Annotated in this window: 16 protein-coding genes and 1 tRNA gene; 9 read left to right on the top strand and 8 right to left on the bottom strand. The window is 39.9% G+C overall.

Features of this window, described 5'->3' with window-relative positions; genetic code table 11:
- Positions 1-34 precede the first annotated feature (34 nt).
- The 3 genes from NSTC731_RS24400 to NSTC731_RS24390 all read left to right on the top strand — a co-directional run bounded on the left by NSTC731_RS24400 (position 35) and on the right by NSTC731_RS24390 (position 3426).
- Positions 35-1480: a PQQ-dependent sugar dehydrogenase gene (locus NSTC731_RS24400; protein WP_445627181.1), complete on the top strand. Its 1446-nt coding sequence runs from the start codon at positions 35-37 to the stop codon at positions 1478-1480.
- 349 nt (positions 1481-1829) lie between these two features.
- A tRNA-Ser gene (locus NSTC731_RS24395) sits at positions 1830-1914 on the top strand.
- Positions 1915-2247: 333 nt separating this feature from the next.
- Positions 2248-3426 carry a CapA family protein gene (locus tag NSTC731_RS24390; protein WP_445627180.1) on the top strand — a complete coding sequence of 393 codons (1179 nt, stop codon included), beginning with the start codon at positions 2248-2250 and terminating at the stop codon, positions 3424-3426.
- Between the two features lie 166 nt (positions 3427-3592).
- Here the strand turns inward: NSTC731_RS24390 and NSTC731_RS24385 are convergent, their stop codons facing one another.
- Both NSTC731_RS24385 and rpiA read right to left on the bottom strand, forming a co-directional pair.
- Positions 3593-5227: a protein kinase domain-containing protein gene (locus NSTC731_RS24385; RefSeq protein ID WP_445627179.1), complete on the bottom strand. Its 1635-nt coding sequence runs from the start codon at positions 5225-5227 to the stop codon at positions 3593-3595.
- A 428-nt stretch (positions 5228-5655) separates the two neighbouring features.
- A complete protein-coding gene (rpiA, locus tag NSTC731_RS24380) occupies positions 5656-6363 on the bottom strand; it encodes a ribose-5-phosphate isomerase RpiA (protein WP_445627178.1) in 708 nt (235 codons plus the stop codon).
- A 241-nt stretch (positions 6364-6604) separates the two neighbouring features.
- Here rpiA and NSTC731_RS24375 point away from each other — a divergent pair, with 241 nt between their 5' ends.
- The gene (locus NSTC731_RS24375; protein ID WP_322693971.1) at positions 6605-7282 is read left to right on the top strand and encodes an S-layer homology domain-containing protein; all 678 of its coding nucleotides are present in this window, start codon (positions 6605-6607) and stop codon (positions 7280-7282) included.
- Between the two features lie 30 nt (positions 7283-7312).
- Here the strand turns inward: NSTC731_RS24375 and NSTC731_RS24370 are convergent, their stop codons facing one another.
- Positions 7313-8626: a hypothetical protein gene (locus NSTC731_RS24370; protein ID WP_445627177.1), complete on the bottom strand. Its 1314-nt coding sequence runs from the start codon at positions 8624-8626 to the stop codon at positions 7313-7315.
- Positions 8627-9056: 430 nt separating this feature from the next.
- Here NSTC731_RS24370 and NSTC731_RS24365 point away from each other — a divergent pair, with 430 nt between their 5' ends.
- The 4 genes from NSTC731_RS24365 (at position 9057) to NSTC731_RS24350 (ending at position 15458) form a co-directional block, all read left to right on the top strand.
- Positions 9057-11900 carry a DUF3131 domain-containing protein gene (locus NSTC731_RS24365; protein ID WP_445627176.1) on the top strand — a complete coding sequence of 948 codons (2844 nt, stop codon included), beginning with the start codon at positions 9057-9059 and terminating at the stop codon, positions 11898-11900.
- 250 nt (positions 11901-12150) lie between these two features.
- The gene (locus NSTC731_RS24360; protein WP_445627175.1) at positions 12151-14145 is read left to right on the top strand and encodes a glycosyltransferase; all 1995 of its coding nucleotides are present in this window, start codon (positions 12151-12153) and stop codon (positions 14143-14145) included.
- A gap of 199 nt (positions 14146-14344) precedes the next feature.
- Positions 14345-15058, top strand: a complete 714-nt coding sequence (locus NSTC731_RS24355; RefSeq protein ID WP_445627174.1) for a PIG-L deacetylase family protein — start codon at positions 14345-14347, stop codon at positions 15056-15058.
- Between the two features lie 73 nt (positions 15059-15131).
- Positions 15132-15458 (top strand): STAS domain-containing protein, encoded by a 327-nt coding sequence (locus tag NSTC731_RS24350; RefSeq protein WP_445627173.1) that lies wholly within the window; start codon positions 15132-15134, stop codon positions 15456-15458.
- Positions 15459-15500: 42 nt separating this feature from the next.
- Here NSTC731_RS24350 and NSTC731_RS24345 read toward each other — a convergent pair whose 3' ends face one another.
- Positions 15501-16688, bottom strand: coding sequence for a SpoIIE family protein phosphatase (locus tag NSTC731_RS24345; protein WP_445627172.1), 1188 nt, complete (start codon positions 16686-16688; stop codon positions 15501-15503).
- 150 nt (positions 16689-16838) lie between these two features.
- On the opposite strand from NSTC731_RS24345, the gene NSTC731_RS24340 reads away from it, so the two are divergent.
- A complete protein-coding gene (locus NSTC731_RS24340; protein ID WP_445627171.1) occupies positions 16839-17267 on the top strand; it encodes an ATP-binding protein in 429 nt (142 codons plus the stop codon).
- Positions 17268-17287: 20 nt separating this feature from the next.
- On the opposite strand, the gene NSTC731_RS24335 is transcribed toward NSTC731_RS24340, so the two are convergent.
- The 4 genes from NSTC731_RS24335 to NSTC731_RS24320 form a co-directional block, all read right to left on the bottom strand.
- On the bottom strand, positions 17288-19717 hold the full coding sequence (locus NSTC731_RS24335; protein ID WP_445627170.1) for an ATP-binding protein: 2430 nt from the start codon (positions 19715-19717) through the stop codon (positions 17288-17290).
- Positions 19718-19722: 5 nt separating this feature from the next.
- Positions 19723-20247, bottom strand: a complete 525-nt coding sequence (locus tag NSTC731_RS24330; protein ID WP_445627169.1) for a Rab family GTPase — start codon at positions 20245-20247, stop codon at positions 19723-19725.
- 50 nt (positions 20248-20297) lie between these two features.
- Positions 20298-22478, bottom strand: coding sequence for an OmpA family protein (locus NSTC731_RS24325; RefSeq protein ID WP_445627168.1), 2181 nt, complete (start codon positions 22476-22478; stop codon positions 20298-20300).
- 125 nt (positions 22479-22603) lie between these two features.
- Positions 22604-23239, bottom strand: coding sequence for a hypothetical protein (locus NSTC731_RS24320; RefSeq protein WP_445627167.1), 636 nt, complete (start codon positions 23237-23239; stop codon positions 22604-22606).
- Positions 23240-23362: the final 123 nt, after the last annotated feature.

Below are 23362 nucleotides of genomic sequence, written 5' to 3'. Positions count from 1 at the left end.
AACAAAATTAACTGACTATTTTATCGAAAGAATCATGAATAACATTAAATCATTTAATCAATTTAAACGCAGATTTTTCAAGAAAACTGCTGTAAAAACACTGTTATTTACAATAATACTATTATTTACAATAGGTTTATTAAATCATAGCACTATTGGAGTAAATTCTGTCCCTCAAAGCCTGCGTTCTGATATCAAAGTTCGCAATATTATTAACACATTATCAGTCTCTCCTTCTGTGCGGATTGTAAAAGATCCACGAAACAATACTCTTTATTACCTCAAACGAAATGGTGAGATTTATCAAGTCAATTTAGCCTCCTCTACTAGAACTCTTGTATACAACTCTAGTAATCATAATTTAAGTGAAACTCAAGGTTTGGCCATTGGCCCTAACGGCACAATTTATTTAGTTGGCAATGCAGACCTAGTGAATAACCAAACTCAAGCTATTATTGTTAAAGGTGTAATTAATTCGAGTACAAAACAGCGTATCTGGTCTATCTTAGCTAAGAGTGAAGCTTATCCCAAAAGCAAAACAGCTTATGACCATCGCTTCAACGGCGTAGTTGTTAGCCTAGATGGTAACTTTATCTATGTGAATAGCGGTTCTCGTACCGATCATGGTGAGGTTCAGTCTGTTGAGGGCCTATATCCCAATACTCGCGAAGTCGGATTAACCGCCTGTATACTCCGTCTTCCTAGTAATGGTAACAATCTCTTTCTGGCAAACAATCGAGCAACTTTAAAGACAGCTGGCTATATTTTTGCAGAAGGAACGCGTAATACTTTCGATATGGCTTTTGCATCCAATGGGGATTTATTTGGCACAGAAAATGGCCCAGATCGCGACATGTCAGAAGAATTAAATTGGCTACGTTTAGGTGGTAATTACGGCTTTCCTTGGCGTATTGGTGGGACAGATAATCCACAACAATTTCCAAATTATAATCCTGCCACTGATCGATTGTTAAGCCCTCAATTTAATGCCATCCAAAAAGGCTACTATCGTAACGATCCAACCTTTCCTATTCGGCCTACTGGAAATTTGATTGAACCAATTCCTAATCTTGGTCCGGACGCAGATAATTACCGCGATCCTGTAGATGGAAAAATCAAAGATGCCAGTGTTCTTGGGCAACCTTTGAGCACTTTTACAACACACCGTTCTCCTTTAGGGTTAGTTTTTGATACGCAAGGGGTAATGAGTCCAGAATTCAATAGAGATGGATTTATGTTGAGTTGGACAGCAGGCGATCCCACTGGCGAAAAACTGATAGGCCCTTTTAAAGATGCCAGCCAAGACCTACTACATTTAAATTTAACTAAAGTAGGAAATACCAACTATAAACTTAATGCTACACGCCTTGTCATAGGTTTTAGTAATCCCATTGATGCTGAGATTATTAGCAATAAGATTTATGTTTTGGAATATGGCGGAAATCAAGGAATTTGGGAAGTCTCTATGCCTACCAAGTAAAGTAAATTGGGTATTTCTGCATTACTTAATCGAAATTAGGCACCCAAGCTATCCTGATTGAAATAAGCTTGTACTCTTGTGTAACGCTTTCTTGCACCCCTAGTCCTAGCATAAGAAACGTTTTTTCACAGCTTTATATAAATTTCTGCGTCTCATTGACTCGTCAAGTAATTTCACCAACCGTCATGATGGAAAATGTCGTGGGCTTTGGTAGTATTGGCATTCCTAGAGAATTGCATTACGCAAAAAAAGCGATAATGCTATAGTAGTATAGGGAATCCAGCAAGATTTCCCTAAATTTACAGCATTTGAATGTAGAATAGACACTCAAATGTCTGAATAAATAGTTGGAGAGGTGTCCGAGCGGTTCATGGTGACGCACTCGAAATGCGTTTTGGGGAAACCCAACGGGGGTTCGAATCCCCCCCTCTCCGTTCAAAAGATTGAAAATTCACTATAATAGACTTCTTGCATAAGTCGGGAAAAGAGGAAAGGGGAAGGGGAAAAGGTACTGCAAAAGTCCCTTTCCCCTTTAACCTTTTCCCTTTTCCCCAAGAGTGCAAAAAGCACAAATGCCAAGAGGTCTAATGTGGCTGAAATTTGCCTACCTTTAGCAAGGATCTTGAGCAACTTGTCTGTTTATTTGGAAGTTAGATAGGATTATCGCTCAATATTTACGTAGTCAAATCTTTGCCAAAAACACTAAAATATACACTGCTAATACATATTTTTGGGATAAACTAATGCCATTGTGTGAGGAGTGAACGATGGTAGATCGCAGCTTGGGGCGAGTATTCTCATTTAGTCTGATTAGTATTTCTTTATATCTGGGTATTAGTATAGGAGTCATTATCCGGCTTGGTTACTCACAGCGATTAAACGCTGCTACTATGCCGAATAAGACTATGCAGTTTCCATTAGCTATTCCTGTTACCCCATCAAAAACACAACAACAAACCTTTCCAAATACTATTACTATCAAAGCCGTTGGAGATATTATTCCCGGCACTAATTTCCCTAACTATAGATTACCTCGTTTTCGAGATCAATTATTACCAAAGTCGGTGAGAACTCACTTGCAAGGATCTGATATCTTGTTTGGGAATTTTGAAAGTAGCCTAACTAATTATCCCTATACTGCCAAAGATATTAATCGAGGACAAGTCTTTGCTTTTCGCTCTCCACCTGCATACGCCCAACTTTTTGCTGAAGCTGGTTTTAATGTGTTCAATATGGCAAATAACCATGCAATGGACTTCGGCCCGGTAGGATTCAAAGATACAATGAAAAATCTTCAGGCTGTAGGCATTGCAACATTAGGCCATAAAAATCAAATTCTTTATTTGAAAGCTAACAATATCCCTGTGGCAATGATCGGATTTTCTCCTTATGAAATGTATAACTCCATCCATAATTTAGGAGCAGCTAAAGCACTTGTGGCAGAAGCGAAAAATAAAGCCAATCTTGTAATAGTATCGATGCACGCTGGAGCCGAAGGAACGGGAGCACTACACGTTAAGAATCAAACAGAGTTTTTTTATGGAGAAAACCGAGGTAATGCGATCGCGTTTGCTCGAAACATGATTGATGCCGGAGCAGACTTAGTACTAGGACATGGTCCTCACGTTCCCAGAGCGATGGAAATTTATCAGGGAAAAATTATTGCCTATTCTTTAGGAAACTTTTTGGGATATCGGACTTTATCTACAAATGCCCAAACAGGTGACTCCATGATTTTAGAAGTCAAACTCAACTCAGCAGGAGATTTGGTATCAAGTAAAATCATTCCCGTTCGGATGGATCGGCAGGGAATTCCTCATATCGATCGGAGTTTTCAAACTGTAAGACTTATGCGTTATTTGAATAATCAAGCTTTTCCTAAGAATCCGGTGAAGATTAATCAGAAGGGGGAAGTTGTTGTACAGAATAAACTTAATCCTTCCTAAAATAATTCGTAATTCGTAATACTTCGGCTCCCAACTCTTGGAGAGGCTGCGCCAACGACTTCGCTCAGGGCAAGATGCTCAGTACAAGTTCGTAATTTGTAATTAGTTAATAGGAGTCAGCGTGGTGCTGGACTCACTGCGCTGCTTTACCAAAATCCAAAATTGACTAGTTATTGTCATCTTGTGGCTTCTCCTCGAACTTCTGAATATTCTGGGGTTGATTATTAGTCGGTGAATTTTGCTTTTCTAGTGTTGGTACTAGCACAGCAGAAGGATCTGATTTTTTGGATTCTGTTGGTGGTGCTGGTGGTATAAGTAGAGGTTTTGATGGACTGACGGGTTGAGGAGAGGCAGGATTTTGACTAGAAGCGGGTAAGTTCTTTTGTGGGAATGGCAACGGTGTAGGGGCGGGGGAAGCTTTTCGAGATGAGCGGATTGCCCGTAGTTTCTCCACTAAAGAGGGTGTGGGGGAAACGCTAGGTGAAGGTGTGGATTGTTCGGAATCACCGCTTTGCGATTCTCTTGTAGGGGTACTGCTGGAAGATTCTTCTGGAGAAGAACGACGATTGCGGCGACGCTGCCTGGAATTAGAGACGGGTGCTTTTTCGGTTCTTGAAGTGGTGTTAGTTTCTTCACCTCTGGGTGAAGATGTACTATCAGAATTAGGTGTTTTCGCGGCTGGTTGTTGAGTTGGCTTTTCAACAAGTGGCTTGGCAGTCGGCTGCTGCTGAGATTTGGGTAATATACTGGCGATCCCAAAACCTGCTGTCGCAGCAACTAGGGCTACACCCATACCAATAAATACTTTAGATGACCCCAGCTTTTTAGCCAGTAGAGTTTCCTTAGCCATACCTGGGTTAGGTTGCGCCAGCACAGATGGTCTATGAATAGAATTTTGGGTACTTTTCCCAATTAAAGTTGCTGCCTGCTGGGCAGATAAATTGACAGTTGGCACTGCGTAAGTGGGTAAAACTTGCGGTGTTCCATTCACCCCATTTCCAGGTAGCAATTGCAGCCACTCAGCAACTGTCGCTGGCCGAAAACGAGACTCTACCGCCATACCGCGCATTACCGCCTGGTTGACAGCAGCACTCAAATGTGGTTGCAGTTCGCGGGGGGAAGGCATTTGTTCGCGATCGCGCAATAATGCTGGCATAGGAACTTGGGCTGTCAACAGTGCATACAAAGTCGCTGCTAAACCATAAACATCCGTGGCGGGTGTACGCGCTGCTTGCGTCATATACTGCTCAATCGGAGAATAACCCTCAGAAACCAAACCTGTGTGAGTCTGTCTGACACCACCATTAAATTCCCTAGCAATGCCAAAATCAATTAGTATTACTTCCTGTGTTCCTTGACGAAGAATAATATTATCTGGTTTGACATCGCGGTGTAACAAACCGTTGTTGTGTACTACCTGCAACGCTGCCCCAATTTGCCGGATGTAATGAATTGCTGTGGCTTCTGGCAAAGTTATCCCTGGTAATACAAATGCGTCTCCCAAGGTTTCACCAGGAATGTATTCCATCACCATATAAGGCAGTCCAGCCTCCACAAAAAAGTCACTAACTCGGACTATATTTGGGTGAATACACGTAGCTAATCGTCTGGCTTCATCTTGGAATTGGCGCTCGAATTTGGCAAAATCAGGATGTTGTCGCAGCCGTTCATTGATGGTTTTCATCACCACCTCCTGACCCAAGTAGTGATGCGTAGCTTTAAAAGTAATGCCAAAGCCACCCCGCCCTATTTCTTGAATTAGGGTATATTTTCCATCCTGCAAAATTGTGCCTGCTAACATAAAGAGTCCTGAGTCCTGAGTGAGCAGATAAGTACCGAGTCCTGAGTTTTGAGGGATTTCCCAAAAATTTTCCCATATTTTTATCGGGCAGGGTTCTTGCCTGTCTATTTTACGGGATGTAGTTGTTGGAATTCCTGAAGTGAGAAAGACCTCCCCACGATCGCAACAGTTTTATCTTTCTCAGATGATAGCGCGGGAGTGCGGCAAGCTTAAAGCGGAAGACGAGAAGACGGGCTATTTTTGAAGTTTTATAGAAAATTAGGCGAAAGTTTAGTGTCAAAACAGAATTCAGGAGTCAGAATTCAGAATGAACGATCTACAACTGGCAAATTTTGTGAAGTTTCTGTTTAAACTTACTAGAATCTTGCTTAATTTTGGATTTTAGATGTCTCTGAAATCTAAAATCCAAAATCTAAAATCCAAAATTCTTACAGTTGCCGCACTAATGGCTGACCATCTTTGACTTCGCCAATTAAAACTAAATCCACACAGTTAACGAAGATACCATTTTCCAGAACGCCGGGAATGTTATTCAATGTTTTTTCTAGTCCGGCTGGATCTTCGATGGAGTCAAATCTGACATCTAAAACAAAGTTCCCTTGGTCAGTGATTACTGGCCCAGCTTTTTTTACACCCATGCGGAGTTCTGGTTTACCACCGAGTTTTTTGATGGCATTGGTTACAGGAGTAATTGCCATTGGAATCACTTCTACGGGCACAGCGAAAGTAGAACCTAAACGGTCTACTAACTTGCCACTGTCTACCACGACGATGAACTGTTCTGCTAGGTAGTCTACGACTTTTTCGCGGGTATGTGCTGCACCACCGCCTTTAATCAAATTCTTCTGCGGATCGACTTCATCTGCGCCATCAATGGCAATATCAATGCGATCAATAGCATCCAAGGTGGCGAGAGGGACACCGTACTGCTTCGCTAGCACTTCTGACTGAAACGAGGTAGGTATACCAATGATATCTTTGAGTTCGCCCGACTTGAGGCGATCGCCTAAAAACTGAATCGTATATGCTGTAGTTGACCCCGTACCCAACCCAACAATGGAACCCGATTTGACTAGGGCGGCGGCGGCTTTGCCAACTTCTTGCTTCATTAACTTGACGGGATCTGTTGTTGTCATTCCCAAAACTCCTGAAAAACTGACTATAGTCCATAGTAGTGGGCGGATAACGCCAAAACATCAAAGGTAAAAAACAAGTTTCTGCTGATTTTCACTCCCTTGACGATCAAAACCAGCTAATGCACTACGTAATGGGAGCAACATTGCCTAGCCGAAATTCGTCATTAACTGAGATTAAATTTTGCGTTCACCTCAGTAACGTAGTTTTTTCAATTCCCGTTAGCAGCTACAAGTGGTTATCATGATCCGTCAGCTTTCAATTACTCTCTCTTTAATGGCACTCCTACAAAGCTTGCCAGCAATTGCTCAAGTACCAGAATCTACTTCTGAAATACCAGCTGATTCCATTCAACAGGTAACTGCTGTCAAATGGATGACAAATTTTCCCGATGGCAAATTTTATCCCGAAAGGTTAGTGAGTCGGGCAGAATTAGCCTCGATTATGGTAAAAGCATTTCGCCTAGATAAAAGAGAAGCTGTTACCAAAGAAAATTTAACTATTCCAGATGTTCCTCGTTCTTATTGGGCATTTAATGATATACAGACAGTCCTAAAAACTGACATCATGAAAGGCTATCGGGGTAATGAATTCTTTCCTAACCAAAAAGTGACAAGGGCAGAAGCTCTGGCTATTTTCGCCCAGGCCTATGGTGTATTTCAATTTCCTGATGCTGCTGTCAATGAGATTCTGGCTTCACATCCAGATGAAAAGTCTATCCCAACTTGGGCTAGAAAAGCGATCGCTACAGTAGCTACTGAGGGATTTCTGAATACAGATGCTCAAGGCAATATTTCCCCATTAAAACCCGTAACCCGTGGGGATATGGCTTATGTATTGAGTAAATATTTGCAACGACAACAGCAACAACCCGAAACACCGGAAGTTCCGATAATTCCAAATAGCCCACAATCACCTTAGCTAGACTTTTTCTAGCCGACGTACTTCAAATCAGTTTTGACCCGGATTTTTATACTTGTCTCGAAGTTGGCGAAGAAGATATACGGAATTAGACTGTGTTGGTTGCTGCAAGACATTATTCCCATAATTAGTTTGTGGTAGTTGCGTCGGTTGCTGCAAGCCATAATTTCCATAATTAGATTGTGGTGGTTGCATCGGTTGCTGCAAGACATTATTCCCATAATTAGTTTGTGGTAGTTGCGTCGGTTGCTGCAAGCCATAATTCCCATAATTAGTTTGTGGTGGTTGCGTCGGTTGCTGCAAGCCATAATTCCCATAACCTACAGGGTTTGTGGGTGTGACAACACTTTGACTCGGATTCTGGCTAGAGTAAGGTACAGTATTACTCGGTGCTACATTAGGCACTACTTGACCGTTATTTAAATAAGTGTAAGGATTTTGCGGTAAGTTTGTACCCGTAGTTAACCCATTATTAGGCAATACCTGACCGTTATTTAAATTACTGTAGGGATTTTGTGGTGAGTTCGTACCTGTTGACGTGTTACCTGTCCCAGCAGTTAACCCAGTGTTTGGTAGAGAATTCTGACTGGTTAAGCTATTGATGGGTGGCATTAGGGTTGTTCCTGAAGCGGAGACTTGCCCCAAGGTATTTGTCTGAGTTGCAGTGGTATCATTCAAGCTAGACAATTTCTGGTTTGTCGATTGATTAAGCGCTGCTTGCAAAGGGTTGATAGAGAGAGAATTTTGATTCTTATTGGTTTGATTATTGAATCCAACACCCAGGCTAGAAGATGTTTGGTCTCCCCCTGTTGGTTCAGATGCCGTATTAAAGGTTTTAAGACCTAGAAACGGGTTACTACTATCAACTGTTCCAGTACGCAATAAATTGTCTGTTTGTTGGACAAAGGGATTTTTCGCGGCTGCGGAAGTATCGCCGTTAACACCTGAACCAGGATTTAATTTGGTATTATTAGCAGACTTTTGTTTGTTAGTTACATCATCTAATAAGCCTTTGCTCTTTTTCGCCTCAGTCTGTTGTTCAGGCGCATTTGCCGTTGATGAGAGAGTTCCTTGCTCAAAGTCATTAAATAAAGCTGGCAGGTTATCAATATCTGCTGCAATAGCTTTGTTTTCTTCTGACAGGGAAGAATCAGCAGACTTTTGTAAAACGACTGGTTTTTTTTGCTTATAAACGAAAATATCTGGATTTGACCAGTATTCCCAGGTTGCTAGCCCAACTACAGATAAAAAAATCGCAGTTCCCCAAAAACCAGGTCGCCCTAGATTCCATAACCTGGCTTTGAGATAGCGTAAGTAAGCGGGAGGATAATGACGATGTGGCATGGGTGCTAAGTGAGATTTACTATAAATTGGTCAAATTCGACGGAAGAGGCATTGCTGTTTGATGTTTTTATTTGCCTGGGAATGAAATGTCTCAACTAAAGTTCGATTGTGATTTCATCGTAACTTCTCAAGAAATTATTAGTCATTAGGAAGTCAAAAATTTACTAATCACTGTTTTAAACTAAACGGTTTAGTCTAAAAACTAATTTTGAGTATCTTAGCTGCGATCGCCCCAACTTCCATTTCGCTATCTTGATTTTCTACAGAACTAGCTTACAGTTAACAGAAGTGGCATCTCTGCGGTGGAAATAGTTGACCGCCATTGACCAAAGCGATCGCCAAGTCTATTTTTTATACCTGATAAAACTTGATTTATGAATTATAACTGTACAGACGGGCTATGACGCTCTTTTAACTCCTTCTTTGAATTATGCTATACAAACTCCCTCAACAAAAGCTGTTGAGATGGATTGCATTGTTCCTAATTGGAACATTTCTGCAATTTTTGTTTTACATCCCGACACCAGTCTTATCTCAAAATTCCAATAGCTGTAGCAATATTACAACCCCGCTCACATCTGAAGAACAAACTTATGCTCGTGGGGCTTGGCAGTATTTTGTCAAAAATTATCAGCCAGCAACGGGATTTACCAATTCTACTGGGGGTTATCCTTCAGGTACACTCTGGGATATGGGTAACTACCTGATGGCATTGAATACTGCACGATGGTTGAATCTTACCGATCAAGCAGACTTTGATTCTCGCCTCAATAAGTTTTTGACGACTCTTAGCAGTCTGAAGTTATTTGAAGATGCCTTGCCAAATAAAGTCTATAATGCAGCCACTGCACAGATGGTTGATTATGGCAACAATCCACTAGAGCGGGGTATTGGTTGGTCTGCTTTGGATGTTGGGCGAATACTGGCTGCGTTTGATGTCATCCGTACCTGTCATCCGCAATATAATGACTGGCTCAAAGGAATTATAGCGAAGTGGCAGGTGGCGCGATCGCTCAAAGATGGACAACTTTATGGCGCTACTGTTCTCCCTGACAACAAAACCTTACTAGTGCAAGAAGGACGACTCGGCTACGAAGAATATGGCGCTAGGGGTTATCAACTTTGGGGTTTCTCAGCACCCAAAGCTATTGCTTTAGAACCGTTTAAGTTAGTTGAAATTAATGGTGTGCAAATCCCTGTTGATAGCCGTGACTTTCAAAGCACCAATGCTAATAATTACGTTGTGAGTGAGTCTTATATCCTTGATGGGATTGAATTTGGCTTGCAGGGTGAGTTAGCTGATTTTGCCGCTAGGGTTTTAGATGTGCAAAAACGGCGTTTTGATACCACAGGTCAGTTAACTGCGGTAACAGAAGATAATATCGACCAAGCACCTTATTTTCTCTACAACACCGTTTACGCCAACGGTACAAACTGGGCAACTATTACCGACACCAATCAACCTTACCCACAGTTTCGCAGCCTCAGTACAAAAGCTGCTTTTGGCTGGCGCTATCTATTTCCAGATAATGCTTATGCCCAAAAAGTTTTTGATGCAGTCAAGGATCTCCGCAGTCCTGATGATAGCGGTTACTATGCTGGGATCTATGAAGAATCAAAACAACCCAACAAAGCTTTAACAGGTAATACGAATGGGTTAATTTTGGAGATTTTATACTACAAGGCTAGGGGAAATCACCCTTTAATTGCTTCCGCTTCTACGAGTGTGTCTACTAGTAAGCCTAGTGAGAATGCTTCTTCAGCAACACCCTCAAATCAACCGAATTCTCCTGGCAAGCCTAGTGAAAATGCCTCTCCAACAACACCTGTAAATCAACCGAATTCTCCTGTTACAACTCCGATCGCAACTTCTAAACCTACAGAAGTAGCTGTTGCACCTATTCCACCAGTGGATAGTCCCCAGTCATCATCTAACCTGAAACTAGATCGATCGCTAACGCCTGTTGAACGGCGCTATGCAGAGGCGGCTTGGCGATACTTTCAAGCCAATTATCATGCCAAGAATGGGCTGATAGACGATCGCAGTGATTTCAAAGGTGCAACCCTCTGGGGATTGGGAGATTATCTCGCAGCACTCCACGCAGCGCGATCGCTCGATACAATTACCCCTAAAGAATTTGACCAGCGCACCCGCCATCTCTTAGGAGCTTTGACAAAGTTACCGTTATTTGCTGGGGAATTGCCAAGTCGGAGTTATGATACGCGATCGCTCCAACCAGTCGATTATGGTGGTAATCCAGTTCCTGAAGGCAACGGTTGGTCAGCTTTAGATTTGGGTAGAATGCTGGCAGCGCTTTACAACTTAAAAAGCTGTCATCCAGAATACACGGTTGCGGTAGATAAAATTGTCCTGGATTGGTCATACTTGCGTGTAGTGCGTGAAGGTATTCTCTCCAGTGCCACCGTTACCAAAGAGGAAGAAGGGCGATATCTCACCCGCGTTAACCCAGAAATCCGCTTGGGTTATGAGGAATATGCCGCTCGTGCTTTTCAATTATGGGGGTTTAATCTCGATCGTTCTGCTGTTGGGGGTGAATATCAAACTGCCTCAGTGGAGGGATTAAAAGTCCCAATTCAACGCCATCGCACAGATACTAATTCTAAAGTTAACCAATATACAGTTAGCAATCCTTTTGTACTTTATGCATTGGAGTTTGGATTAGATCCAAAAATGCGATCGCTCTTTGAACCAATTTTTCAAGCACAAGCTGAACGTTACCGTCGCACCGGCACGCTCACAGCCTCAGCCACTACCTTAATCGATCGTAAACCTTACACTGTCCACAGTACAATTACTGGACAAGGGGAGGCTTGGGTAGCTTTAGGAGATGATGGTCAACCAGTACCAAAGGGGCGATTGGTAAGTACAGCAGTAGCTTTTGCCTATAATGCTCTGCTTCCAGACAATAAGTATAGTCAACAGTTACAAGAAGGAACGACTGACTTATATAATCCATTAATTGGATTTTATGAAGGCTTCTACGAAACCACCGGCAAAACAGCAGTTGGTTTCACTAGCAGCACCAACAGTATGATTTTGCAATCCCTACTATACAATGTGACAAATCGACAACCCTTAATTCGTCCGATTACTACTACGAACTCCCTTTGGTGGCAGACAGTTGCTAAGGGAAATTCTGGGCGAGGTCTACCAAACAGCGCCACACAACAAACCAAGTTAACTTCTGATAGTTCTGGAAGTTACTGGGTTTCAGATAGTGAAAAGACTCACCTAGTAACTGGCACAAAATAACACAACCAAAACCCTGATTTTCAGGTAAGGGCAATTTTATGAATTGCCCCTACAGTCTGTAGTTTTGTATAAGTCATAGTAATCCAAAATCCTTGTAGAGACGTAGCAATGCTACGTCTCTACATCTAGATTTGTAGCTCAATTCAGCAACGCCAATTTTGGATCGCTCGAGAAAATTTGTTAGTCGCAAATTTAACTAGGGAATACTTATTTTGATGAGGATGCAGATACATTAACTATTGGTACTAAGATGGCTTCAGTTTCTCTAACAAACTTTCCTGGTAACAGTCGCTCATTACTCAAAAAAAGAACGCTGTTATTTCGTTATTTAGCAGAAATCAATTTAATTTTTGGTATCTGGTATTTGCAATGGCGCGTCACCCATTCGATCAATTTTGATGCCCTCTGGATTTCTATTCCTTTGCTGATAGCCGAGATTTACAGTTATTTCGGTGGCGTTATGTTTGTAATTGGGTTGTGGCGACCTTTAGTCAGACAAATTAAGTCTCTCGACCAGATGACCCCACCGATACCCAAAGCCGACTGGCCAACAGTGGATGTATTTGTAACCTGCTACAATGAGCCGCCGGAAATTGTCGAAGAAACTGCCAAAGCTGCCTTAGCAATGGATTATCCGCCCATCAAGTTACGCGTTTATGTGCTAGATGATGGGAACTCGGCTGAGATGCGAGCGATGACAGAAAGATTGTGTATTCAAGATTTGCAGTCACCGCAATTACAGCTAGAAGCGGAACGGATTGATGCAGAACATGCTGGATTGTTGGAGCGTTTGAAGCAACTGGAAAATCTGACACCTAATACTCAAGCTGCCGAACAATGGCTGCAAACATCATCAGAATCAGTGGTGAATCAGCCTGCGGTTGGATTTGTACAAAGTTTGCGATCGCTGATTCTTTGGCTACCTCCGACTCATCAAAGTATTAGCGATTCTTCGACAAAGACGCTACGCGATCGCCTAAATATTGAACGGAATGCTTTAGAAGAAGCTATTTACAAAAAAGAACTAGAACTAGTTGAACTCGCTCGTTTTCGTTACATTGCTCGTCCGAAGACGCCTGGTGTTGCACATCATGCCAAAGCAGGCAACATCAATTATGCAATTTTTTCTGGAGAAACGTCAGGAAATTTTATTGTTACTCTAGATGCTGACCATATTCCTAAACGAAATTTTCTCAAGCGAGTTCTGCCTTATTTTTACACCTATAATCTTTTAATCGGAAAATACGACCAGAATCAAATTGCTTTTGTACAGACCCGCCAGGATTTTTACAATATTCCTCCAGGCGATCCTTTTGGACATCGAGCAAATTTATTTTATGGGCCACTTCAACAAGGTAAAGATGGCATGAATGCTGCGTTTTATACGGGCACAAATGCGATTCTTAGACGTGAAGCATTAGTTAGTGTAGGACTGCAAAACTTTGCTGATGAATTTGCCAAAGATGAAAAACGTTTAGATGAATTTGATTTAGTTGGTGGGGTATCCAGTAATAGCATTACGGAAGATATGAATACAGCTATGCGTCTGCATAGTGCTGGCTGGAAATCTATTTACCACAATGAACTTTTGGCAGAAGGTTTAGCACCAGACGATCTCAGTTCTACTCTAAAACAGCGGTTACGCTGGGCACAAGGAACTATCCAAGTGCTAGTGAGAGAAAATCCACTGACAAAATCAGGGCTAACGTTTTGGCAAAGGTTGCAATATTTCAAGACGATGTATAGTTATTTCTCTGGTTTTGCAACTCTGGTTTTTATTTCTTGTCCAATTATCTATTTTTTTACGGACATTGTTCCAGTTAGAAGCTACGGAGCTGACTTTGCCATACACTTTTTCCCAGCTTTTATTATTAACCGTCTGACTTTCCTTACAGCTACTTGGGGGATTCCAGCTAGAGAAGTATGGCGTTCTGAACAATATGCGATCGCTTTATTTCCCTTATTAATTCAAGCTGTATGGAGTGTGTTTACAGGACAAAAACTCAATTTCCAAGTCACACCTAAGCAGCGGCAATCCGGGATTTATCTCCGGCTTGTTTGGCCGCAGTTGGTTGTTTTTATTCTTACTATCTTGGGGATGTTATGGAGCCTTTACCGATTCGCTATTGGCCATTTAAATAATCCTGATGTTCACCTGCTCAATGGTGCATGGGCTATTTATAATTTATTACTTTTGTGGGCGATTATCCGCGCATCTGTTTGGCAGCCTCCAAAAGAGGTTTAAAAGTTAAGTAATACCATTTTGGATTTTAGATTTTAGACTTCGGCTACGCTCAGTCGAACGATTTTGGATTGTGAAATCTCTATTGGATAAGTGTTTCAGTTTTCCATCTGTCGCAATCATTTTTCACGCTTGGTGTAAGAGGAGTAAGCAGAAGGAAGATGACTACTGACTTATAAATCCAGCCTAGAAAAAAACAGCTATGAACACTCATTCAGACTCAAAAAACTTTGGTCAGCGAACTGTCTTAACAATTTATGCTCATGCTGATGATGAAGTTCTACCTGCTGCTGGTACTCTCAGTCTGATGTCTAAAGCAGGATGGAATGTTCGTTGCTTAATTTTGACTGATGGCGGTCTTTCTAGTTCGCCTGTTAAGGGTACACGTCATCAAGAAGCGGATGCGGCTGGTAAAATCATCGGTGCAACTTATGAGTTTCATACACTTGAAGAGTGCAATTTCTCCACACAAGCAGTGATTAAAGTTACTGAAGAAGCTCTTGGGCGTTGGCAACCGGATCTGATTATTACTCACGCACCACAACCTGAAAAATATGGGCATAGAGATCATGAAGTGTGTGCGATCGCAGTTTCTAATGTTGCTACCCGCAAAAATATACCCTTGTGGTATTCAGCACCACCTGTTTTTTTGCGTGGTTTTGAACCCAACTTTTTTGTAGATATAACTTCTGTAATTGAGGAAAAAGTTGCAGCGATTGGTTGTTATGAATCAGAGTTAAATAAAGCATTTATGCAACTTGATGCCATACTTGTTCTGTCTCGTTTCTGGGCACGTGAGTTAGGTCAAAAAGACGGCTATTTTGAAGCTTTTGAAATTTCTCGGCAATGGGTTGATGCTAGCTTTTTTATGGCAATCGCAAATAACAGTCATCAGCAAGTAGTAAAACCAAGCTAATTACAGAGTTTCTCTATTGCGGTTTACCTTAATTCAATGCCAAAATATAACTACAGAATAGGAAAATAAAACCATGAATTTGAGCGTAAAAGTACTAGAGATATCTGGAATTTTAGATGGTATTAGAGGTAATGAATTACGTCGTGAAGTTAGTAGTATGCTGGCAAATGGCGCTGATATTTTGTTAATCGATATGAAAGAAGTAAAGTTTATTGATAGCTCTGGTTTAGGTGCTTTAGTATCAGCAATGCAAATGGTCCGAACTGCTAAAGCTAAACTGTTTATTTGTTCAATAAGCGATCAAGTTAGAATGTTGTTTGAACTAACCAAAATGGATAGAATTTTTCAAACATTTGCTGACAAAGATGACTTTTATCGTCAAGTATTAGCAACACAATAAGCTATTAAGCAATTCAAATGTAAGTATGTATAACTGACTATTCTAACCAAAGTTAACTTTGACTAAAGATAAGTCATCATCAAGATTATCTTGAGTTTTTAAGGTGAGAATTTTTGCTAATAGTTGATTGAGGTTACAGGTATTCTGACTATATTTGGTTAGTAAGTCAATGAATGCATCAATCCCCCAAATTTTACCATCTGACTGATTAATTTCATAAACACCATCACTAAAAATGTATAAAGTGCTGTTTTCTTCAACCTGAAAAACAGCATCCTCAAATTTAACTTCAGGTAAAAAGCCAATTGGTAAATCTAAAGAAGTTAGCTGTTTAACTTCGATGTTGTTTGTGGAGGTATTAGATAACAGTAAAGCTGGTGGATGTCCGGCGTTGGCATAAATGAGTTGACGTTTAAGGCGGTGATAAACTCCATACCAGATTGTAAAGTATTTATCACCGTGCTTACTCATTTGGAAGGCATGATTGAGAGCTTTTAGGACTTCACTTGGTTGACAAAAGTTAGTGTTTGGTAGAGATTGCGATCGCAAAACATTCTGTACGGATACCGATAGGAGGGCTGAACCCACCCCATGACCAGATACATCTAACAAATAAATTGCCAAATGATCCTCGTCAATCCAATAATGGTCGAAGCAATCACCCCCTAGCTGTGCTGAGGGAATAAACAGATTTTCTGTAGTTACTGCTCCTACAAGGGGTGAGGGTAAAAGCGATCGCACATAATCAGCAGCCTCAGCCAATTCGGCTTCCAAAATTTGCTTTTGAGTTTGCAAGTCCTGATTGAGTGTCTCCAAAGCTTGCTTTTGACTTTGCAAATCCTGATTTAGCTGGTGTAACCTTAGTCCTGCTCTTACCCGTGCTTTCAATTCATTCATCTCTATTGGTTTGGAGATAAACTCATCCGCTCCTGCATCAAGTCCTCTAACTCTATCTTCCTCCTCTCCTCGAGCTGCTCCCCTAGCTGTCAATAGAATAAAAAAAGTAGTTGCCAATTCTGGATCTGTTCTAATTCGACGACACACTTCTAACCCATCTACCTGTGACATCATCCAATCACAGATAATCAGGGCAGGATGTAGCAGTTGTGCTTGGATAATTCCTTCTTCACCATTGCTAGCTACAGTAGTCTCATAACCCTGCCTTTGGAGTGTGCTTTTCAGTACTGCTCGCACTGTCGGGTCATCATCAATAACTAGAATTTTAAACATAAATTACAATTTACTAAGTAAAATGATTGATAAATAGTTGCTTTAATTTAAGTTATATGCAATTTAGTTTTTAATGTATAGTAAAAATACTCAAATTAAATAAACTAATTAACGAATATGATAATTTCACGATATTTTCTTAGTTAAGAAGTGAATAATAAAATTTATCTCAAAGTCAACACAGATTTGACAGTTTCACCTCAAGTTTTGTCTTGGTTCGAGCAGATGAATCAACCACCTATTCCCGATAAACAAATTTGGTGGCAATGTCAAACACTGATGATGGAAGGCTTTACTAACATTGTCGAACATGCTCACAAAAACTTACCTATTGAAACTCCAATTGAGATGGAAGCTGTGCGGTTAGATGAATACATAGAAATTCGCATCTGGTCTCAAGGTGAACCATTTGACTTAGAACAGCAATTGCGCCAAACATCTGAATTTGAGGATAACAATCGAGAGCGCGGCCGGGGTTTAAAAATTATGTCCGCCATTGCCGACAAATTAAGTTATGAGCCGACAGTAGATAATCGTTACTGTTTATTTATTAGTAAATCTTACAAAAAATGCCTATGATTGCAGTAGGAAGATCGTGACTACTGACTGATGATTAAAAAATCTTGGATGCGTTTAATAAAATCTTCTAACTCTACAATTAAGTTAATAGTACCTTGACGCTCTTGGTCGATCGCTAATTGTTCTAGTTTTTCTGCTGCCAGATACATAGTTGTAACTCCCATATTGGCACTAGAACCTTTAATTTGATGGACTTGAAGCGCTATTTGCTCAAAGTCACAAGCTGCGATCGCTATTTTAATGACCTCTAGACGAGGTTGAATATCTTCAACAAATATTTGTAGTAGTTCTAATTCAAATTCTCGGTTATTTTCTGAAAGTTGATGCAAGCGTTCCCAATCAATTGGGAGGTCAACTGAGCCAACATTTGTTGTCGAAACTGTCTGCTTTGTGGCAGTTGTTTCTTTTGCCTTGAATATTACATTTCCCCAATACTCTAACGTCGCGGCTAAATTTTCTTTCATCACCGGTTTGCTCAAATAGTCGTCCATTCCAGCATTTAAACACATTTGTTTGTCTTGTTTCATTGCATTAGCTGTCATTGCAATTACTACAGGACGACGACCACTAGCAAAGCTGCTTTCTTGCCAACGATGAATTCGTTTTGTGGTTTCTAAACCGTCAAGAATCGGCATTTGACAATCCATCAGAATTAAATCATAAGGAATTTTTTCTAATAGTTGCAACGCTTCTTTTCCATTATTAGCAATATCAGCACTGTAGCCGAGACTTTTGAGTTGCTTCAAGGCTATTTTCTGATTTATCAGATTATCTTCAGTTAAAAGAATTCTTAAATTATATAGGTCACGAGACGGGGAAGAAGACGCGGGGACGCTTAATAACTCTTGACTTCTGAACGCCAGTTGCTCCACTTGTGAAGACTCGATCGCTTTTGGTATCTCCTGTTGGGAGAAGACCACACTGGCTCCTGCTGACTCCTCTGGAATAACAGAAGCGGCAATCGTAAAGTAAAATGTACTACCTGCATTCAGCTCACTTTCAACCCAAATTCTGCCACCCATTAACTCGCACAGTTGCTTACAGATAGCAAGACCTAAGCCAGTACCGCCATACTGTCGAGTAATGGAGGAGTTAACTTGACTAAAAGCTTTAAATAAACGCTCTCGGCGATCGCGTGGAATTCCAATGCCTGTATCTTTAATACTAAACTGAATTTCGTTAGTATTTGCAGCAGAATGATTAATATCGCTATTCTTGCGGGTTATAACTGAGACTTCTATACTTCCAGTTTCGGTAAATTTAATCGCATTACTGATTAAATTAATCAAGACTTGGCGCAGTCTGGTGATATCTCCCACAATCGTAGTAGGAAGTTGAGGACTATCTAAAAATGTGAGTTTTAAACCTTTTTCTCTAGCTGTAGGTGCAAGTAGATAAAGAGTCTCATGAATGCAATTTCGTAAAGCAAAAGGCTCCTCTTCGAGTTCTAAGTTACCCGATTGGATTTTGGAGAAGTCAAGGAAATCGTTAATAATTTTGAGTAAGGAATTTCCACTGGTGTAAATGGTTTCAACAAAATCTTGCTGTTCAGCAGTCAATTCAGTATATTGCAACAAACCGGCCATACCAATTACCGATGCGATGGGAGTCCGAAGTTCATGGCTAATCATCGCTAAGAATTCCTGTTTAGCAAGTTCTGCCTGCTTTCGTTCAGTCATGTCTCGTAAAATGTAAACATAACCTTGAAAATGTTCAATTTCTGTCTTGACAATTGAGGATGAAAAAGCTACGGGAATTGTTTTACCACTTTTGGTATAACAAACGGTTTCTACTTCTTTTACTAAAAAAGTTATGTCTTGACTGTGGGATATATCAATATCATCAATTATCAATGGATATTTATTAGCTTCTCCAATAACTTTTGCGATCGGTTGACCGATGAGTTCTATTTCGTTGTATTGCAATAAGATTTGTGCGGCATAATTCATTTTTTTGATCTCGCCTGATAGCGTTGTCACTAACAAGGCATCCGCCATTGATGTCACAATTTGATCAATGTATTGTTTAGAAGCCTTTAAGTTGCGTAATAAAAGATTTGCTTCATTTGCACCTTGAAATAAAGATTGCTCAAGTACCATCCGTTCTGTCACATCTTCGACAACAATGGTTAGTCGATTCCTAAAATGGTCTTCTTGGAGATTATTAGTAATATGAATATCAATATATAAAGGAGAAGATGTATCTGGCGATCGCATAATTCCTTTTAATTCAAAATTATCTTGTTCTCCCTGGATAATTGCATCAAAAATATCTTCCAGTCCCTCTAATTCTGGAAACACAATCCGAACATCCTGACCTAGCTTTACTTCATTAGGAAGCTTGGCAAAATGATTTAATCCCAAAGATATCTCTAGAATTTTGAAGTTTTCATCAATTATCAAATATTCAATACCACATACAGCTAATAGGTTTGTAAGAAATGAATTCATCTTAATTAAATTAAACGAGTGGCTAAAGCTTGAAAGATTTTATCAACATTATTACCAGTTTTAGCTGAGGTTACATAAGTGTCTAATATATTAGCTTGATTAGTAAATTGATGCATTTGCTGAATTTTTTCTAAATATTCGGCTGCAATCATATCTGATTTGTTCAGTGCAACAACAATATAGCTGTTAGGATTAACAGCTAAAAAAGTTTGAATATGCTCTTGGATATGATTGAGGGTTTCTGCTTGTGTCACATCACCGACTATCACAGCACCTTTAGAACCTTGAAAATAATTTTTAGCAACTGCTTTAAACTTATTACTACCTTCAATATCCCAAATTATTAACTGTAATGTTTGTTCATAATGTAGGTCTTTTTCGGAAACAGAAACCAATTTACGAGAGATTTTTACTCCTACAGTTGAAAGATATTCATCACTAAACTGGCACTCTACAAATTGGCGAATCAGACTAGTTTTACCAACACCAAAATCACCAAATAAACATATTTTTTTAGAGATTGTAGACATAGCTAAAGGAAAGTAGAGAATATTTTATCAAAATCATAACTACTATAAGCTTAAAATTCATTGTTTATCGCTTCTAGAGCGACACAGCGGCTTAACCACAAGGGTTGAGTTACATCAATTCCTGGTGGTAAATTTGTCCTACCAATGACCTGTAGACGATATGGCTCGATGCCTAATTTAATCAGTGCTTGTTGTACAGCCTTTGCTCGCGCCAGTGCCAATTTTGGGGATTTGTTTGCGCCAATACGGTCACTATAACCAATAATTTTTAAATGCTTATTTGGGTACTGATTAAGGAAAAGCTTAACCTGTTGAATCTTGTATGCTGTATCTGCTTTCATTAAACTCGCTGAGTCGGGTTGAAAGTAAAATCGAACTTCAATCTGTGGGGGTTCTACTCGCACTGCACTAGACACAGATTTTACGCCGGGAATTTGTGCAAATGCATTCGCAATAATCTGAGCATCTGCAATTTGGTTGACAGTTCCTTCAACAGCTACTTTACCAGCGATATATTGAGCGGAAATTGCTATATCGTTAGTCTGATTTAAAACTGCTGTAACTCGTTTGACTTCAGCAGCAGCTAATACGGGATCTGCTGGTACTTCTACTAATAAAATTTGATTGTCAATCAACCAATTAGGAGAAGTGATTTTGACAGTTTGCTCGGCTTTCTGGCGAAGAAGTTGATTAGGTAATCGTCCTGTTAGTTTTATTTTGTTGTGTTCTACTTGTACAGTGAGCCGATATACGGCTAGTTCTGGAACAGAAGTTAGAGCCAACGAAGCTTGATTTTCAATGGAATGTATAACTCCACTACGGTATTGCCAAATACCCCAAGGAATTAAAATGGTACTGATAAATGTTAAGACTAATATCTGTATTGGCGAGATTTTCGCTTTCTTTTTATCCTGAATATCTGAATTCTTTAGCTCTTCTAGAAGTGTATGAATTTCAATAGGAATTAAATCTGGATCGCCGTCAAATTTTTCGATTATATTACCATATTTTTTAATAATTCTGCTGAATGTTTGCCGCATTTTCCACAGAAAGTTTTTGCTTGGTTCTCCTCGCACAACAATCGCTAAATAACAGTATCCTGCGACTTCTAAAATTATTTTGGATGTTCCATATTCAATTGCATCTAATTCTGTTATGCTTCCAGATTGATTGATACAATCATTGGCAAAGCTACGAATTGCTGTTAGCATTCCTGCTACCATTTCAGCCTCTAGCTGCTCTACATGAGAGTGCTGAATATCTGAGATAACTAAACCAGATGTTTTATGAATCAAGAAAATGGCTTGAATTGTAAATGGCAGAGCTTCTTTAAGAATTAATTCTGCTTCCGAAACTCCCTGTAGCTTGGCACGAATTTTACGTTTAATGCCTTCAACGCTGAGGGTTTCTTCAACTTGTCGGTTAATGGCACGAATTGTCTCTGCCATATATTTGGCTATGGTACTACCAATAACTGGGTAGAGTGCATCCACCACAATATTCTGCTCAATTTCAATTTGCTTTTTTATGGCTCGTCCCATTGCCGGAGCGATCGCATCTGAAACTTCTTCTGGAGCTATAATAATTTGCTGGGAAATAGCTAGAGGAATTACAGGTGCGATCGCTGTACTCATACTAACTTTATTTTGTTCAGTGCGACTGCGGATAGTCTCATCAATTATCGGAGCGATTATTTGGACAATTTCCTCTCTTGATTCTGTAATCTTCAGCCTTAAAAGTTCAGAAATCCACGGTAATAGTAGATTTATTAACTCTTTAGGGTCATAAATTTGATGCTCTATTTTTGTTAATTTTTGTTCTAACTTATCTGTAATATTGTTTATTTTTGTTAGCTCATATCCGACTAATATATCCCGTAATTTTTGCAATGCATCTTCTGAGTTATCTAATTTTTCCTCAAATTCTGTAAATATTTCAATAGATTCTTCTAATTCTTCTTGAGTAGTTTGTGAGTAATTAGATATATCTTGATGAAAATTAAAATCCGATTCTAAATAAGCTTCACATACTTCTAATGTCACTGGAAGAAGTTGCAGTAATTCAATTTCTTCTGGAATATACTCATTACTATTATCACTTTCTGATGGTAATAAAGGAGATTGCTCAGGGGATTCGATAATTTTGAGATCGATAAGCAAATGCAGCAAATTGTCAAGCTGCACAGCTGTTTCTGACTTCAACTCAACAGATTGAGAAATCGAATTTTCCACCTGAGTTATCCTTTTTAGAGTGCTGAGTTAGAGGTTGTGAGTTAGAGGTTATGAGTTGGGAGTCATTATCTCCTTCATATCTCTTTACTTTCTGACTTGATTATGAATTTAATTCTGCTGTACTGTTAGAGTGAGTTAACACTTACTTTTGATAACTTTGTAGTTTCTAAAAGCGGTACAGCAGTATATTCATCGCTGCGTTCATTGGCTGCTTCTCGCAATTTAGGAATAAATTCAGTTTCTTTCAGACGCATTCCCAAGGCAAACAAAGTTTCAGCCATATCGTCTTTAGAAACTTTCGTGTCTGTCAGCTGTGAGAAGCGCCGATCTATTTCTTCTAAAATCAGATCCCGTAATGCCGTAACATCATCTTGTAATTGGACTTTAGTTTGAAAGATTTCATCTCGAATCAAGGTAGTTTGGCTATCTAAGGTTTCATCAAGCGACTGAACGCTGCTAGAAAACTTTTTATTAAGTCTATCAACCTGTTGCCGTAAGTCAAGAGTTTCTTCTTGAGTTGCGAGGTTCAGTGATTTCAGCTTTTTATCCAGCGACTCAAATCCTGCTTTTAGTTCGGCGGAAAAGTTGGACTTGAGTTGCTCGACATGCAATCGTGTCTGTTGTTGCAGGAGAGATACATCTGACTCCAGCTTGCTAAATCGATTTTCGTACTCTCTTAGCTGGGTTCCAAGAATAATATCGCGAATCTGATCGATATTACCAAGTCTTTCTCGTACATCGTCTCTACTCATCTGACTCATTAGGAAAACCTCACTTTTGGGTAATCAATTGGGAATAATAGATGATGTATTTAACTGACATTTAGGCTAAAAATTCTTAGCTGATGATGCAGCCAACTCACCGAATATACTTTGTTATTATTC

The organism is Nostoc sp. DSM 114167, assembly GCF_052692655.1.
The sequence above is the reverse complement of the archived record's forward strand: the minus strand, read 5'-3'. Positions and strand labels throughout refer to the sequence as shown.